Genomic DNA, 15,628 nt, shown 5'->3' on the forward strand with positions numbered 1-15,628 from the left:
AGGTATTATGTCAAAAAAAGAAATAACTAATTTTTTCTCGAATGAAGGTTCTCGGAATGATGTTAGAATGCGTGTTGTGAATTTTTTTTCGAAGGAAGATGCTGGTAAAGGAACTGGAGAGGAGGCTGCAAGATATATTTATTATGTGGAAAACTTAAAAGACGGCAATAGAGTTTATCTTCAACGTCCAGCGAATCTTCATAATGGATTTGATTTTTTAGTATGTGTTGAGAATATTAATTATGCTAAAAAAGGAGAACGCCGACGGAACTACCCAAAGCATGAAGACATAGGCGAAGACTTGCAGTGTAAGAAAAAAGAAAATAAAGAAGAATATTCTAAATTATATTCTCTGTTGAAGAAAGTTTTTGAGTGTCACGATGTTTCAGATGAAGAGATAAAAAATATTTCCTTCTCTAGAGGTTTTCCTGTTGATCATATTGTAAAAGTTATAAAATGGCTGTTTATTGAGCAAGATATTAGATACTGGAATTATTCTGGCAGAAATATGACTTGGAATGTTATTCCGAACGAAGACTAAAACAATGAAAAAAGACTTTGATTTATTTATATCTCAACTTAGCGAAACAAATGCGACTTTAGATTATTTTACGGATTTTGAAAAAGTAATCCTCAATACAAACAAGATTGCGATAAAACTCAATCAGTTGAATTATTTGATTGGAAAAAATGATTTACGAAAAGCAATCAAAGAACTCTATGATGAAAATCCGAAAGTTTTTGAAGTACTTGATATTCTGATTGCCGTAAGAACAAAGGATAAGAAAAAAACTCTCAATGCAAACGGAGAATTTGTTCCGCTTGAGACTTATTTTTCATCGTTGCAAGGCGTAATCGATTATGTTGAGCAGACAGGACTTGCAGAAGTTTTTAAAAATAAAAATATCACAAATCTTGTAGATTATGTGTTTGGAGTGGAAGTCGGACTTGATACGAATGCACGTAAAAATCGGGGCGGTGATAATATGGCAAAGGCGGTCGCATTGAAATTCAAAAGGGCAAATATTCCATTCAGAAAGGAAGTGAACAGTACGGAATTTGAAGAAATAAAATCGCTCGGTCAAGATTTGAAACGCTTTGATTTTGTGGTTCAAACAAAAAAGAAAACTTATCTTATTGAAACTAATTTTTATAACGGCGGCGGCTCAAAGTTAAACGAAGTTGCGCGTGCTTATACCGACATTGCTCCAAAAATCAACCGCTATGAAAAGTTTGAATTTGTCTGGATTACAGACGGTCAAGGCTGGCTTTCTGCAAAAAATAAATTGGGCGAAGCGTATTCTTTGATTCCAAGCATTTACAATCTTGCAGATATTGATGAGTTTATTTTGAAAGTAAAATCGGAAATATAAAAAGGCATAAATATGGCAAAGAATCTATTCAATTATAATGTAAAACTGGTTCCGCTGAGCATAAAAAATCAAGAACAAAACTCATTCCGAATGGAACTTAATGGATATTCCATATATTTAAAAAATAGAAAGATTTTTATTGAAGAATAATGAATTGGATATTCGTATTGTTTCTATTGAACATATTAATCCTCAGGTGGAATAATAAGAAATTTTCTGGGAAAATAGGGAATCTGTTACCCTTAGATGCAACCTGGAATTCAGGTATAGGAAGTAAACCCCTAAAAGAAAAAATAAAATAAAGACTCAAACTTAAATACTGTAAAAAAATTTTGTACTGATTATATGCAATATAGTGATAAAAAGGATTGGACTGAAGAAGACGTAAATACGCGTACTAAATATCTTTCAGAATTATTGTATAATAAAACATGTTAGGAGCACGCTCTCGGCGGACAAGAAAGAAGATTATTTACACATTAAAGATAAATGTGGTAAATATATATCTGTAATAATCGAGAGGAGAAAAGGCCGGAAATGAACATATAAGATTTATATAAATTATCTTCACCATAATAATTATAGGAGTTTTATATGTACGGTCCTCAACCCAATGAAATACACCCCATGAAGGGGTTTGATCAAGTATGTTTTATTAAGAATATAATTACTAATCCAAATATAATCGCTGGTGATTATTCGTATTACGATGATCCGGTAAATTCAGAAAACTTTGAAAATAATGTTCTGTATCATTATCCATTCATTGGAGATAAATTAATTATTGGAAAGTTTTGTGCCATTGCCCGAGATGTTAAGTTTATAATGAATGGTGCAAATCATAAAATGAATTGTTTCACAACATATCCATTTTCAATATTTAGAAATGGATGGGAAAAAGTAACACCGGAAATGGAAGAGTTACCAATTAAAGGTGATACGGTAATTCAGAATGATGTGTGGATTGGTTATAATTCTTTAATAATGCCCGGAATAAAGATAGGTAATGGTTCAATAATTGCATCAAATTCTGTTGTAATAAAAGATGTAGAACCATATTCAATCGTTGGAGGAAATCCTGCAAAATTAATACGAAAAAGATTTGATAATGAAATTATTGATCTTTTAGAAAGTATAAAATGGTGGGATTGGCCAATAGAAAAAATAACGACAAATCTCGAGATACTTACCTCAAATGATGTAAGTAAATTACGAGAAATTAGTGATATGAAAATCACCTAACACCCGCTTCAACCTGACATTGCCTTTACGGCAATGCAGGGTAAGCATATGTTCAAATGTCACACAATAATAAACAATGCTCCATTCTTATTACAAATCTCACAATCACGACTTTACTCTTGTCCAAGGCGACTGCACAAAAATCTTGCCGCAATTTGATTTTCAATTCGATATGATTTTTGCCGACCCACCTTATTTTCTTTCTAACGGCGGTATTTCCGTCCAGTCGGGAAAACAAGTCAGCGTCAATAAAGGAGAATGGGATAAGTCAAACGGTTTTGAAAAAGACAATGAGTTTAACCGCCAGTGGCTCAGTTTATGTCGAGAAAAATTAAAAGACAATGGGACAATTTGGATTAGCGGAACTTATCACAATATATTTTCGGTTGCACAAATGCTCAATGAACTTGATTTTCGTATTCTAAATTGCATAACATGGGCAAAGACAAATCCGCCGCCAAATCTTTCCTGCAAATTTTTTACGCATTCAACGGAGTTTATTTTATGGGCAAGAAAAAATAAAGATATAACTCATTATTACAACTATGAATTGATGAAAAAAATAAACGGCGGAACTCAGATGCGAGATTTATGGAGTTTACCTGCAATCGCAAAATGGGAAAAATCCTGCGGCAAGCATCCGACTCAAAAACCACTGCCGTTGCTCGCCCGAATAATTCTTGCATCAACTAAAGAAAATGACTGGATTTTAGATCCGTTTACAGGTTCAAGCACGACAGGAATTGCCGCAAACCTTTTGAATCGTAGATTTTTAGGATTGGATAGAAAAGAAAACTTCCTAGAAATCTCGAAAAAACGCAGAGAAGAAATTGACGATATAAAAATACACGCGCAATATTACAGTAAACTTTTTACTTTCCCAAACAATCCGTTCGAAAAAATCCCAGTTCTCCACGAAAATCCCTCATATTTCGGAATCGACTTACCAATAGATTGATTTCTAACAAAACTTTTAATGCAGATAATAAGAGTCAAACTATCTCGGCTTTAAAAACAATGCTATTCTAAAGAAAATTATCGTTGGATGATTTTTATCAATCGGTATAGAGGTATTTGATGAATTTTAAAAAACTTACGGATTGCTACGAACTTTCTAATGGCGTAAAAATTCCGTGTTTAGGGCTTGGAACTTGGCAAAGTGCAAACGGTAAAGAATCTTACGATTCTGTTTATGCTGCTTTAAAAAACGGGTATCGTCATATAGATACTGCCACTGCCTATGGAAATGAAGAAAGCATTGGTAATGCAGTTTGCGATTTTATAAAAAATACAGGCACTCCTCGTCAGGATATCTTTATAACTACAAAACTTTGGAACGATGACCACGGCTATCAAACTACAAAATCCGCATTGGAACTTTCTCTAAAAAAACTAAAAACGGATTACATCGATTTATATCTTATCCACTGGCCTAATCCTTTAAAATTTCGCGACTGCTGGGCAGAAAAAAATGCTGAAAGTTGGCAGGCTATGGAAGAACTTTACAAAGAAGGAAAAATCCGTGCGATTGGGCTTAGCAATTTCTGCGAACGCCATATCAAACCGCTTCTAAAAATGGCTTCCATAAAACCGATGGTGAATCAGATAAAGGTTTGTCCAGGTCAAATTCAACAAGAGCTTTCTAATTACAGCAGGAATCTTGGTATGTTGATTGAAAGTTACAGTCCGCTTGGTAGAGGCGAAATTTTTAAAAACGACGAGATGGCTCTGCTTGCAAAAAAATATTCGCGCACTGTTGCTCAGGTTTGCCTGAGGTGGAATTTGCAGTGTGGCAATCTTCCTATTCCAAAAAGCACAAAAGAAGAAAGACTAATTGAAAATTCGCAGATTTTTGATTTTGAACTTGAACAAGAAGATATACAAAAAATCGCAAATCTTTCAGGATTGGAAACCCAATTAGCGCGAAATCCTGATGAAGCGCCGTTTTAATTTTTTTAATACATTTTTGACTCATACTTGAACTAAAAACTCTCTTTAAATTTATTGTTTTTTATAAGTTTATTTTTTAAGATATAATATAATTGTAGAGAGTTTATAACACATCAAAGAACATTGCTAAGTTTTGGAAAATTTAAATCACCAAATTTATTGAGGTGATTTTTATTTTTAATTTGGAGGGATAATGAAAAATAATCTTCGTTATATGATACTAATCATATTTAGTGTTTTTTTTATTACCAGTTGTATGACAAAAGATGAAAAGTCTGTTTCTGCTACAATCGATTTTTGGACTTTTCCTAATTTTACTTCAGAGTCTGGAAAAGCTGGCGATTTTGAACAAAGCCTTATTGACGCGTTTAGAAAAGAAAATCCATCTATTAAAATCAATTTTAAACTCTTATCTTTTGCTGATGGTGGTAAAGAAATTCAAGATGCAATCGATAAGGGAAATCCACCTGATATAATTTATGATGCTCCTGGGCGAATTTTGTTGTGGGCAAATAGCGGTTTGCTTGAACCTTTGGACGACGTTCTTGCAACAGAAAAACCTTATATAACAGTAGGACTTTTAGCGGTTTCTGCGGGCAAAGACAGACGCTCTTATATGTATCCAATTCACTGTGGTCCATTCTCTATGGCATTTAACAAAGAAATGCTTGAAGATTTAGGGCTTATAGATCTTCTTCCATATACTAGGAGGGATAGACAATGGACGCTTGGCGAATACGAAAAGCTTCTTTCTGCTTTGCGGTCAAAACTTCCAAGCGAAAAAACTCCTGGTGTTTTCTTTTATAAAACTCAAGGTGGAGATCAGGGAACGCGTGCTTTTTTGGTGAATCTCTATGGAAACGCAAGGCTTTTAAATGGAGATTACTCGCAGTATGTATTTAACACTCCCAACGCTGTAAAAAATCTTGACTGGACTGTAAAGGCTATGAAAACTGGTCTTTTGTTTGATGGAAAGGATATGACTTCTAACGATGCCATTCAGATGTTTGTTGAATCGAATGCGGCACATACAATTTTGTATTCACCTCAGTTAAATAAAATGTACGATGGAAAACGCAACTACAAAGGAAAGGATTTTACACCTATTTATATGCCTTTCCCTAACAGTTCTTCGGCACCTGTCCTCGAATTTCTTGCTGGAGGAGCGTGTATTTTTAAAACATCTAACAAGAATCGCACAAAAGCCGCTAAAAAATTCCTTCATTTTATGGCAACAGATGAAGTTTGGGCTCAAAAAGTTATAAATGCAACTGGAGGCTTTCCTGCAAGTTCTAAAGTTTCTGTTGAAACTAAGGACCCGGAGATTTTATATAATTCAGTTTTGCAGAGATTTTACGGTCAGTATTATAATAACATAAATGGTTTTGGCGATATGCGAGGATATTGGAATACTGCTTTAAAAAATGCTGCCAGTGGAAAAGATATTCAGAGTGTGCTGGATGTTTTTGTTCGTGATTCCAACAATTCTTTGAAAAAGTAAAAGGAGCATCTTATGATGAACGGTAAACTTTTTTCGATAAAAAATAAGATGGCAGCGATATTTGCTGTTTTTTCTCTTTCTTTTCTCTGCATCTTGGGTGTTTTTTCAATGTATCTTGCATTTAAAGCGTTGTTAGCGAATACAAGGTACTTTATAGGAGAAATGGCGACTAATACTTCTAAAATTTTAGATGAACGTTCGCGTTCAATTTTTGAAAAACTGGAAGCGTTTGCCAATATCCCTAAAGTTCAGGATGAAACTGTAAGCTATAGAGAAAAAATAAATATATTTTCAAATGAAATTCAAATGCAAAAACAGCGTGGTTGGATAAATTTTGGAATTTCTGGAGCAGATGGGCTAATTTATAAAACAGACGGAACTGTAGAAAATGTTTCTTCTAAAGACTGGTTTAAAAGAACGCTTTCTGGCAAGTCAACCCTTACCGATCCTGCTATGAGCAATACCGAAAGAACCTATGTGTTTATTGCAGCAATTCCAATTCATAATCTGCAAGGTAAAATCACAGGTGTTTTTGCGGCCTCTCTTTTAGGAGATTCTCTTTCTAACCTTATAAGCGACTGTCTTGTCGGTGAAACTGGAACCGCATATATATTGAGTCCAGATGGCATTGTTTTGGGAAATCGTCAACCTGAACTCTTATATCAAAATATTTTTTCTACAGTTTTTAAAGATTGTGATAAAGATTTTGAAAATTATATATACAGCGCTTCAAAATCTCGCAAATTAAAAGTTAATTATTCAAAGGTAAAAGGTGAATCTCTTATTTATGCGATGGCTCCTATGCGATATACAAATTGGAATCTTTTAATTACCGCACCTGCGAGAGAATTTGTTTCGGACAATATGAATTCTTTTGTAAGTACCTTTGCTGCATTAGGATTTATTCAACTTTTAATAGCAATTATGATTGGATTCTTTGTAACAAAGAGAATTGTTAAACCTATGAATCTAATGATAAATGTATTGGAAGATATTTCCCAAGGTGAAGGCGATCTTACTATTGAATTGCCTATAAGAAGCGAAGATGAAATTGGACAACTTTCATCATTCTTTAATAAGACAATTTTTAAAATTCGCAATTCGATAAAGAAAATAGCTACCGACTCTTCTAGCATGCAAAGCATTGGCTCTCAACTTGAAACCAATATGACTTCTGTAACAGATGATGTTGTCAGCATAACCGAAAAAATAAATGAACTTAGGGCCAAATTTAACGAGCAGGAGCAAAGTGTTTCTTCTACTGCGGTAGCTGCAGAACAGATAAGAAATACAATTCGAGATTTAAACGAAAATATCATGCAACAGGTTTCTGCCGTGCAAGAGTCTTATTCTTCATTTGACAATATGAGTAAGAATATTTCGAGCGTTTCTGTTTTTGTAAAGGAAACACAAGAATCTATAGTCAAACTTTCTTCTGCAACTATTGCAGGAAGACAGTCGCTTGTAACTGCAAATGACATTTCTCAAAGCATTGCAGATGCTTCTGGAAGTTTGCTCGAGGCGAGTGCTGTTATTCAAAACATTGCTCAACAGACAAATTTGCTAGCAATGAACGCTGCTATTGAAGCCGCTCATGCTGGTGAAGCAGGCGAAGGATTTGCAGTTGTTGCAACAGAAATTAGAAAACTTGCTGAAGGTTCTAGCATTCAAAACAAAAAAATTACAGCAGCTTTAAAGAAAATTTCTTCTGAAATTAGCGTGCTTGCTCAATCTGCTGCTAGTGCTGTAGAAAAGTTTAACCATATAGAAAATTATTCAGAAGAAGTTGGTAACTCTGTTCAAACTGTTGTTCGAGCGACTGCAGAGCAAGAAGCTACAAGCGGAAAAATTTGGGATACGATTAAGAACGTAAACCGAATGACAGAAGAAGTAAGGTTGAATTCTGGAGAAATGCTTTCTAGTGGAGACCAAATTTCTAGTTCTGCTTCGCATCTCGATGGAATTACTAAAACTTTGCGCAAAGCGATGGACGATATAGAAATACAGGTTGAAGGAATCAATTCTGCAACAAGAAAATCTCTGGAAATTGCAACCAAAAATCACGAGAGCATCGAAGGCCTTGTAATTGAAGTTAGCAAATTTAAAACAGAAAAATCTGAAACCGAAGAACCAGAAGAACTTTAGTAGAAAGTTATTGCCTTTTATACTGCTCAGATATTGCTCTTAATTGTTCACGCGTTAATGATTCTTTATTTTTGAGCATCTGAGCAGGAATTTGGTAAGCTTTTTCTAGTTCTGTGGGAGTGAGAATTTCTTTTGGTGTGCCGAACGACATATCTCTGTTTGGATAAAACAGAAGTACGTTGTCGGCATATTTTTTTGAAAGTTCCAACTCGTGCATTGAACAATAGATTGTTGTGCCTGTTTTTTTTGTAAATTCTTTTAAATAAGAAAGCGATTTTTCTTTTTGACGCTCTTCCATTGCAAACATTGGTTCGTCCATAAAAATACTTGCGCTGCCATATAATAAACTGAACGAAAGTATTAGGCGCTGAATTTCTCCTTTGCTCAAATGCGTTAGAGGACGTTCTAAAAGTTTAGAAAGTTCAAAAACATCTATGAGTTCCGAAAGAAAATCTGTGTTGGATTGCAACGCTTTTGCATTGCCTTTTAATGAGCCCCTTGAATAAACAGTTGCCAGAAGTTCTCCTACTTTTTGTTCGCTTTCGAATTCCATATTTTGATATATGACACTTGCCAAAAGGTTTTTACTTTCTTGGTCTAGTTTTGCAGGGGTCTGCCCCAAGAGTTTTACTTCGCCACTGTTTGGAATCAATCGCCCAGAAGCAAGCATTAAAAAAGTTGTTTTGCCGCAACCATTTTGCCCGACTAAACTTACAAAACTGCCACCTGGTAATTTTCCAGAAAAATGTTCAAACACAGGTTTTGGAATTATTTGATTTTCTTGAGAGTCTAAATCGCCTTCGATTATTGGATATGTAAATGTAACATCGTTAAATTCTAAAAAATCCATGAGGCGATTTTACAAAAAAAAATATTTTTTTTATATAGTGCGAATCTTGTGTTTAGTTGATGAATGAGAATATTGATTTTAACAAGGCTTCTAAAATTTTATAGCGCGGCCACAGTCTCATTTTATTTTTGTATATTCTTAGCCCCGATTGCCACGGAAAGACCGCAGCGAGCAATGCCCGCGAGGACTTGCAGTAAAAGCGGGTCGCGGTAAATCGATATGCTCCTTATTTTTATTCAGTTTTTTTTTGGATTAGGCTAAAGATTGAAAATTCATCTTATATCCTATAAATTACTGATATTATATTTTACTTTTGCATTTTTTAATTTTATAGAGGGATTATGGACATTTCGATGATTGCAAAAATTGTGGCGTTCGTTATTTATCTTGGATTGATGATTTATATTGGTCTTTTAACTGCGAACAAAAACAACAGTTCTTCTGACTTTTTTTTGGGTGGAAGAAAAGTGGGGCCTTGGGTTACAGCGCTTTCGGCAGAGGCTTCGGACTCTTCTGCGTGGCTTTTGATGGGGCTTCCTGGTCTTTGCTATTTGGGTGGCGTGAAGGAAACTTTTTGGACTGCACTTGGGCTTATTTTGGGGACGTATCTTAATTGGTTTTTTGTTGCTAAACCGCTTAGAAAGTGCTCTGTTGCTTTTGGTGATGCAATTACGATTCCTGAATTTTTTACTAATAGGTTTAAAGATAAGAGCCACTTGATTTCTGTTTTATCTGTAATTTTTATTGTATTCTTTTTTACCATTTACACGGCGTCTGGTTTTGTCGCTTGTGCAAAACTTTTTAATTCTGTATTTGGACTTCCGTATCATGCTGGTCTTGCGATTGGTCTTGTTGTTATTTTGTGTTATACGATAATTGGTGGATATACCGCTGTTTGTACTACGGATTTTGTCCAAGGGGCTTTGATTTTTGTTGCCTTTGTTGTTTCTAGTTTAATTCTTGTTTTCTCTTTGGGCGGACCTGCGCAAGCATTTAATGCTGTTCAAAATTTTGATGCAGCTGCTGTTGCTGGGAAATTTGGCGAAACGATAAAAAATGCATTTGCAAACAATTCCAGCTTTACAGGAATGAGAATAATTTCTGCGTTGGCGTGGGGACTTGGATATTTTGGAATGCCGCATATAATCGTGCGCTTTATGGGAATTGATTCTGCGGAATCTGTTACTAAGGCTCGCCGAATTGGAACTGTTTGGATGGTCATTTCTTATGTTGGTACTTTTTTGATTGGAACACTTGGAACTGCATATCTTTTTAACAATGGCACAATTTTAGGTGCGGAGCCGGGCGCGGTTATCGAAGGAATTTCAAAATTTGGCGATGCGGAAACGGTTTTTTCTGTGACGATGCAAAATATGTATCCATCGTTTATTGCTGGTATTTTTTTATGTGCAATTTTGGCGGCTTCTATGTCTACTGCGGACTCTCAACTTTTGGCAGCTTCTTCTGCGGTGGGACAGGATTTGTATAAGGGCATAATAAATAAAAATGCGGATGAAAAAACGGTTTTGAATGTTGGACGCTTTACAGTGTTTTTAATCGCTTTGATTGCTCTGTTCATTTCGTTAAATCCAAATTCTTCAATCTTTAGTTTGGTTTCTTATGCTTGGGCAGGTTTTGGCGCGACTTTTGGTCCTTTGGTTTTGCTTGCGCTTTATTGGCGAGGAATGACGGCAAAAGGTGCGATTGCAGGTATAATTGGTGGCGGAGTTGTTGTTGTAGGTTGGCATCAGCTTTCTGGCGGAATATTTGACATTTACGAGATTGTTCCTGGATTTTTGACCTGTCTTTTGTGTTCCATTGTTGTTTCTCTTTTGGATAAAAATAAAGATGAACAGATGCTTGCTGAATTTGATGCTTTTAAGAAATCGTAACTTTTGTTTTGAGCTATAAATTGTGATTTTGGATCATATGCAGATTTATAGTTGATTTGCATTGAATAAATATTAAAACAATGCGATAAACTGGATGCCTTTTTAAAGAGGGCATCCGTTTTTTTTATAGCGAGTTTTTATTCGTTAATGGGTTATTGTTTGCAATGGAGTTGTTGCAATACAAGGAAATTTTTGAAAAATCCTTGTCTTGTCTTGTCTTGTCTTGTCTTGTCTTGTCTTGTCTTGTCTTGTCTTGTCTTGTCTATAAAGTCGATTTTTAAATTTTTAAAGTGAATAACAGAGAAAAACACGAGAACTAATGCGTATGTAAAACTTAAAACGATTGTTGCAATGGATTTGTCTAGCTTTGCATTTAAAATGGCGATTGCGCATATAGAAACTTGAATTAAATCTAACAAAATCAAAACCTGTGTTTTTGAAAAACCCAAATTTAAAAGCTTATGGTGAAGATGTCTTTTATCTGGACTCATAATAGGCCGTCTTTCTCTAAGCCTTCGCCATATTGCAGCAATCGTATCTGTCATTGGAATTGCGGCAAAAACTATAACGAAGAGGATTTTGTTAAATTCAAAAGTTGAATTTGCATTTTGGCTTACATAAAGCGGAAGAATTGCAACCATAAATCCAAGAAATTGGCTTCCGTTGTCTCCCATAAAAATTTTTGCTGGAGGACGATTAAAAACAAGAAAACCCAAAATTGCACTGGCAAGAAAAATGCAGGTAATCGCTTTTTCCGCATTTATTTCGGCATATATAACTGCAACGGATACTAAAACAAAAAGTGCTAAAGAGCCACATAAAGCATCTAATCCATCTATTAAATTGTATGAGTTTATTATGCCAATAACCCAGCAGTATGTAAAAATGCAGGAAAAAATTCTTCCAAACACAGTTGTGTTTAAAGGTATTCCTAAGATTGATTGGAATCTGTAACCAAAAAATACAGCAATTCCTGTTGCTACAAGTTGCGCAAGAAGTTTTGTGCGCGCTCTCAATTCGACTAAATCATCTAAAATTCCGACTGCAAAAATAATTAAACAGCTTATGAAAAATGGAAGTTTTTGAATAATCTTATGTGGTTCGGTTATTCCAAAAAAAGCGATGCATCCGAGTATAAAAGCGAGAAAAATTGCAATTCCGCCTAAGCGCGGAATGTTTCCAGAGTGAATTTTTCTGGCATTAACAGAATCATAAAGTGCAAATCTGTTACAGAATTTTATTATTTGTTTTACCAGAAAAACTGAAGTAAGAAATATTCCAACTGCAAACAACGCAACGAGCCACATAAACACGCTCCGTAAAATTAAAATCGTCTTGATTATAACTATGGAAAAAAGCTTATTCAACAAAATATCCAATATCTTTGGATAATTCGCATAAACCAGATAAGATTAGGTTAGTTTTGAAGGTTGCCTTGTAAGGATTATTCTGAGCTGCAATTTTATATGAGCAAAGGCTTCTCTAAGATAAGAATCTAAAATGCAGATCTTGGGAGTTTTTGCACTTATACAATAAATTTTTGTAAAGCCGAGCTTTTTTGCAATTCGCTCAATGCGCGCAAGATGGTAACCGCTAGAAACGAGAACAATAGGATAGTCTAAAACCTGTGTTAAAGTTTTTCCTTCTTTTTTTGCTATGATATTTGCACTCAATTTTAAATTTTGTATCGTGTCTTTTGCATAATTTTCTTCTATTATTCTGCTTTCTTTTATTCCAAGCTTACAGAGTTCTTTTTTTAGTGCATATCCTTCTGGATAAACATTCCATAATGATTTGCCACCGCTCGTTATGCACAATAAATCTTTGTTTTCTTGCATGACGAATGCGCACTTTTCTACACGTTTTTTTACGGAAGGATTAAGACTCCCATCTCTGTTTACGCCGCCTCCAAAAAGGATTACATATTTTACAGTAGGAATTTGATTTGTCGTATTGGGGATTGCGATTTTTATGAATAACACAAAAAACAGAATTGAGAAGGAAGATAAAAGGGAAAAAAGTACAATTTTAGTTTTTTTGCCGAACCGTTTTAATTTTCCTCGTTTGCATAAAAAAAATAGAAAATAAAAAAGAATCGCCAGCAGAATCCAGATGCTTGAAAAAGATTTTAATCCTATTAAAAAATCCAAAAATGAATTGTAATAAAAAATCTGCAAAACTATGTAGTAAACATTGAAAAATATTGCTATGGCTAAAAAAGGATACACGGTTTTATCTGCTAATTTCTGAATGAGTGAATAGGAGCTGGAATTCTCCCGCCACGATTTATAAAATCTGCACAGCCAAATTTGCTTACGTTCATAACTGGGCAGCCACCCAAAAGTCCGCCAAATTCAACCCAGTCGCCAGCTTTTTTGTCTGGGGCAGGAATCAAACGAACTGCCGTGGTTTTATTGTTTACCATTCCAATCGCAAATTCATCTGCCATTATTCCGCTTATCGTTGTTGCGCTTGTATCGCCTGGAATTGCAATCATATCGAGCCCGACAGAGCAAACGGTTGTCATGGCTTCTAGTTTTTCCAAATTGATTGAGCCTTGTTTTACGGCGTTTATCATTCCTTCGTCTTCTGAAACTGGAATAAAGGCACCGCTTAAACCGCCGACATTTGTGCTTGCCATTACACCGCCTTTTTTTACCATGTCTGTTAGCATGGCGAGCGCTGCTGTTGTTCCTGGTGCGCCGGCTCCTTCAAGCCCAATTTCTTCTAAAATTCTTGCAACAGAATCTCCAACTTCTGGCGTTGGTGCAAGCGAAAGGTCTAAGATACCAAAATTTACGCCGAGCCGCGACGCTGCTTCTGTTCCAACGAGTTGCCCAAGTCTAGTGATTTTGAAGGCCATCTTTTTTATGCCTTCTGCAAGGACGTTTATAGGTTGCCCCTTGTATTCCTTTGCAGCCGCCAAAATTACTCCAGGGCCTGAAACTCCAACATTTATAACTGCATCTGCTTCGCCAGGCCCGTGGAATGCTCCTGCCATGAAAGGATTATCTTCTGGAGCGTTGCAAAAAACTACCAACTTTGAACATCCGTTTACTGCACAGTCTTTGCTCTTTATTGCAGTTTCTTTTATAGTTTCACCCATCAGTTTTACAGCATCCATGTTGATTCCGGATTTTGTTGAACCCACATTTACAGACGAGCAGACAAAGTCCGTGCAAGCAAGCGCTTCTGGAATCGATTTTATGAGAATTAAATCGCTTGGCGTTATTCCTTTTTGAACCAAGGCCGAAAATCCACCGATAAAGTTTATTCCTAATTCTTTTGCACACCTGTCTAAAGTTTTGCAATATTCTACATAAGAGTCTGCTTTGCTTGCTGCAGCAACAAGCGATATTGGCGTTACAGAAACCCTTTTGTTTATTATTGGAACACCTAATTCTTTTTCTATTTCCTGACCAACTTTTACGAGGTTGCCTGCTTTGTTCATTATTTTGTCGTAGATTTTTGAATTTGCTTTTTTTGCGTCGGAATCTGCGCAGTCTAAGAGGCTTATGCCCATTGTTATGCAGCGAACATCCAGTTTTTGTCGCATAAACATATTTACTGTTTCTTCTATTTCTTTTGGCGTGTAGAGCATATTTCCTCCAAAGCGACTTATATTTTTTTTTATTTTACTGATTTTGAAAAGTTCGTTCAATTTGATTAGGGACGCGAACGATAAAACTAGTTGTATACAAGACTCTTAGCCCCGATTGCCGCGAGTACACCACAGCGCAGCGAGGAGTTCGAGCAAAAGCGGGTCGCGAGCGAGCAATATGCTCCTAAATTATTCTTTTATTGAATTTAAACGTCTTGTTCTATTGACTTATAGGTTGTGCAAAGTTTATTATTATGAAAATTGATTACCGCTTTGCTTTGCAAAACTTTTTAGTTGACAGGAGAAAATATGTCTACAGTTGAAAACAATTCAAAATTTGATAAACTTCCCGCACCAATTCAGGCTCTTATAGGGCTTGCTTCGTTTGTTGCAATAACGGCTGTTGGTTTTTTAGTATTTTTTGCTTTTGATATTCTCCTTTTGGATTTTGACCCGATTGGAACTCTTTTTGAGGCAATTTTCTAGTTTTAATTAGAGCGTTGGCTTATAAAATTAAATAATTTTGATGGAAGTGGCATCCTTTTTGGATGTCATTTTTTTTGTTTTGTTGTGGTATAATTCGTGCGATATTGGAGGTTTTTATGAATACCGATTTATATATTTCTAAACATAGAATTGTGCAAGAATATTTGCAGACCATAGATAAACTTGCAAAACAAGGCGTTAAGGAAAATGCCACAGAGATTGCTCTTAATATAAATAAGATGACTGGAATAATAAAAATGCATCTTGCTTCTGAAGATAAGCTTTTGTATCCAGAACTGCTTGCAAGTAAAAGTGAAAATGTAAAGAAAATTACCAAGCAATATATGGACGAGATGGGCGACCTTTATAAAGCGTACGGAAATTTTGCAGAAGAATTCAGAACTCCGTCTAAAATTGAAGAAAATTCGCAAAAATTTGTTGAATCGTTTAAGGCTGTGGAAGCCGCTTTAAATACTCGAATTGCACGCGAAGAAAAGGAATTGTATCCGCTTGCAGAATAAGGCTTTAAAAGAATTTGCTTTCCGTTTTTTTGCACGCGAGTGTTTGATTTTTGCACACGAGATTTTG

The 15,628-nt window shown here is 35.4% G+C and carries 15 protein-coding genes; 11 read left to right on the forward strand and 4 right to left on the reverse strand.

Going from position 1 to position 15,628, the window contains the following annotated elements; translation table 11 throughout:
* Positions 1-7 precede the first annotated feature (7 nt).
* From FXX65_RS03960 to FXX65_RS03995, 8 genes are all read left to right on the forward strand, one after another.
* Positions 8-541, forward strand: a complete 534-nt coding sequence (locus FXX65_RS03960; RefSeq protein ID WP_147615190.1) for a DNA adenine methylase — start codon at positions 8-10, stop codon at positions 539-541.
* Between the two features lie 4 nt (positions 542-545).
* A complete protein-coding gene (locus FXX65_RS03965; RefSeq protein ID WP_147615191.1) occupies positions 546-1,373 on the forward strand; it encodes a type II restriction endonuclease in 828 nt (275 codons plus the stop codon).
* Positions 1,374-1,385: 12 nt separating this feature from the next.
* Positions 1,386-1,523, forward strand: coding sequence for a hypothetical protein (locus FXX65_RS03970; protein WP_187116209.1), 138 nt, complete (start codon positions 1,386-1,388; stop codon positions 1,521-1,523).
* Positions 1,524-1,967: 444 nt separating this feature from the next.
* Complete coding sequence (locus tag FXX65_RS03975; RefSeq protein ID WP_147615192.1) at positions 1,968-2,615, forward strand: Vat family streptogramin A O-acetyltransferase; 648 nt, start codon at positions 1,968-1,970, stop codon at positions 2,613-2,615.
* A gap of 76 nt (positions 2,616-2,691) precedes the next feature.
* Positions 2,692-3,573, forward strand: a complete 882-nt coding sequence (locus tag FXX65_RS03980; RefSeq protein ID WP_147615193.1) for a DNA-methyltransferase — start codon at positions 2,692-2,694, stop codon at positions 3,571-3,573.
* A 119-nt stretch (positions 3,574-3,692) separates the two neighbouring features.
* Positions 3,693-4,565, forward strand: a complete 873-nt coding sequence (locus FXX65_RS03985; protein ID WP_147615194.1) for an aldo/keto reductase — start codon at positions 3,693-3,695, stop codon at positions 4,563-4,565.
* A gap of 214 nt (positions 4,566-4,779) precedes the next feature.
* Positions 4,780-6,066, forward strand: coding sequence for an ABC transporter substrate-binding protein (locus tag FXX65_RS03990; protein WP_342781521.1), 1,287 nt, complete (start codon positions 4,780-4,782; stop codon positions 6,064-6,066).
* Positions 6,067-6,078: 12 nt separating this feature from the next.
* Complete coding sequence (locus FXX65_RS03995; RefSeq protein ID WP_187116210.1) at positions 6,079-8,211, forward strand: methyl-accepting chemotaxis protein; 2,133 nt, start codon at positions 6,079-6,081, stop codon at positions 8,209-8,211.
* 7 nt (positions 8,212-8,218) lie between these two features.
* Here FXX65_RS03995 and FXX65_RS04000 read toward each other — a convergent pair whose 3' ends face one another.
* Complete coding sequence (locus tag FXX65_RS04000) at positions 8,219-9,061, reverse strand: ATP-binding cassette domain-containing protein (protein WP_147615196.1); 843 nt, start codon at positions 9,059-9,061, stop codon at positions 8,219-8,221.
* Between the two features lie 341 nt (positions 9,062-9,402).
* Here FXX65_RS04000 and putP point away from each other — a divergent pair, with 341 nt between their 5' ends.
* Positions 9,403-10,953, forward strand: coding sequence for a sodium/proline symporter PutP (gene putP, locus FXX65_RS04005; RefSeq protein ID WP_147615197.1), 1,551 nt, complete (start codon positions 9,403-9,405; stop codon positions 10,951-10,953).
* A gap of 152 nt (positions 10,954-11,105) precedes the next feature.
* Here the strand turns inward: putP and FXX65_RS04010 are convergent, their stop codons facing one another.
* The 3 genes from FXX65_RS04010 to FXX65_RS04020 form a co-directional block, all read right to left on the reverse strand.
* Positions 11,106-12,260: an MraY family glycosyltransferase gene (locus FXX65_RS04010; RefSeq protein WP_147615198.1), complete on the reverse strand. Its 1,155-nt coding sequence runs from the start codon at positions 12,258-12,260 to the stop codon at positions 11,106-11,108.
* A gap of 105 nt (positions 12,261-12,365) precedes the next feature.
* Positions 12,366-12,935: a YdcF family protein gene (locus FXX65_RS09630; protein ID WP_187116211.1), complete on the reverse strand. Its 570-nt coding sequence runs from the start codon at positions 12,933-12,935 to the stop codon at positions 12,366-12,368.
* Between the two features lie 257 nt (positions 12,936-13,192).
* Positions 13,193-14,554 carry a PFL family protein gene (locus tag FXX65_RS04020; RefSeq protein ID WP_147615200.1) on the reverse strand — a complete coding sequence of 454 codons (1,362 nt, stop codon included), beginning with the start codon at positions 14,552-14,554 and terminating at the stop codon, positions 13,193-13,195.
* A 309-nt stretch (positions 14,555-14,863) separates the two neighbouring features.
* On the opposite strand from FXX65_RS04020, the gene FXX65_RS09635 reads away from it, so the two are divergent.
* Both FXX65_RS09635 and FXX65_RS04025 read left to right on the forward strand, forming a co-directional pair.
* Positions 14,864-15,040 (forward strand): hypothetical protein, encoded by a 177-nt coding sequence (locus FXX65_RS09635; RefSeq protein ID WP_187116212.1) that lies wholly within the window; start codon positions 14,864-14,866, stop codon positions 15,038-15,040.
* A gap of 116 nt (positions 15,041-15,156) precedes the next feature.
* The gene (locus tag FXX65_RS04025) at positions 15,157-15,561 is read left to right on the forward strand and encodes a hemerythrin domain-containing protein (protein ID WP_187116213.1); all 405 of its coding nucleotides are present in this window, start codon (positions 15,157-15,159) and stop codon (positions 15,559-15,561) included.
* Positions 15,562-15,628: the final 67 nt, after the last annotated feature.

The organism is Treponema pectinovorum (assembly GCF_900497595.1).
Lineage (GTDB): Bacteria > Spirochaetota > Spirochaetia > Treponematales > Treponemataceae > Treponema_D > Treponema_D pectinovorum.

Bases quoted from the DNA above. Each gene is read 5' to 3' on its own strand.
- FXX65_RS03960 (WP_147615190.1), top strand. From the start codon at position 8: ATGTCAAAAAAAGAAATAACTAATTTTTTCTCGAATGAAGGTTCTCGG.
- FXX65_RS03965 (WP_147615191.1), top strand. From the start codon at position 546: ATGAAAAAAGACTTTGATTTATTTATATCTCAACTTAGCGAAACAAAT.
- FXX65_RS03970 (WP_187116209.1), top strand. From the start codon at position 1,386: ATGGCAAAGAATCTATTCAATTATAATGTAAAACTGGTTCCGCTGAGC.
- FXX65_RS03975 (WP_147615192.1), top strand. From the start codon at position 1,968: ATGTACGGTCCTCAACCCAATGAAATACACCCCATGAAGGGGTTTGAT.
- FXX65_RS03980 (WP_147615193.1), top strand. From the start codon at position 2,692: ATGCTCCATTCTTATTACAAATCTCACAATCACGACTTTACTCTTGTC.
- FXX65_RS03985 (WP_147615194.1), top strand. From the start codon at position 3,693: ATGAATTTTAAAAAACTTACGGATTGCTACGAACTTTCTAATGGCGTA.
- FXX65_RS03990 (WP_342781521.1), top strand. From the start codon at position 4,780: ATGATACTAATCATATTTAGTGTTTTTTTTATTACCAGTTGTATGACA.
- FXX65_RS03995 (WP_187116210.1), top strand. From the start codon at position 6,079: ATGATGAACGGTAAACTTTTTTCGATAAAAAATAAGATGGCAGCGATA.
- FXX65_RS04000 (WP_147615196.1), bottom strand. From the start codon at position 9,061: ATGGATTTTTTAGAATTTAACGATGTTACATTTACATATCCAATAATC.
- putP (WP_147615197.1), top strand. From the start codon at position 9,403: ATGGACATTTCGATGATTGCAAAAATTGTGGCGTTCGTTATTTATCTT.
- FXX65_RS04010 (WP_147615198.1), bottom strand. From the start codon at position 12,260: ATGTGGCTCGTTGCGTTGTTTGCAGTTGGAATATTTCTTACTTCAGTT.
- FXX65_RS04020 (WP_147615200.1), bottom strand. From the start codon at position 14,554: ATGCTCTACACGCCAAAAGAAATAGAAGAAACAGTAAATATGTTTATG.
- FXX65_RS09635 (WP_187116212.1), top strand. From the start codon at position 14,864: ATGTCTACAGTTGAAAACAATTCAAAATTTGATAAACTTCCCGCACCA.
- FXX65_RS04025 (WP_187116213.1), top strand. From the start codon at position 15,157: ATGAATACCGATTTATATATTTCTAAACATAGAATTGTGCAAGAATAT.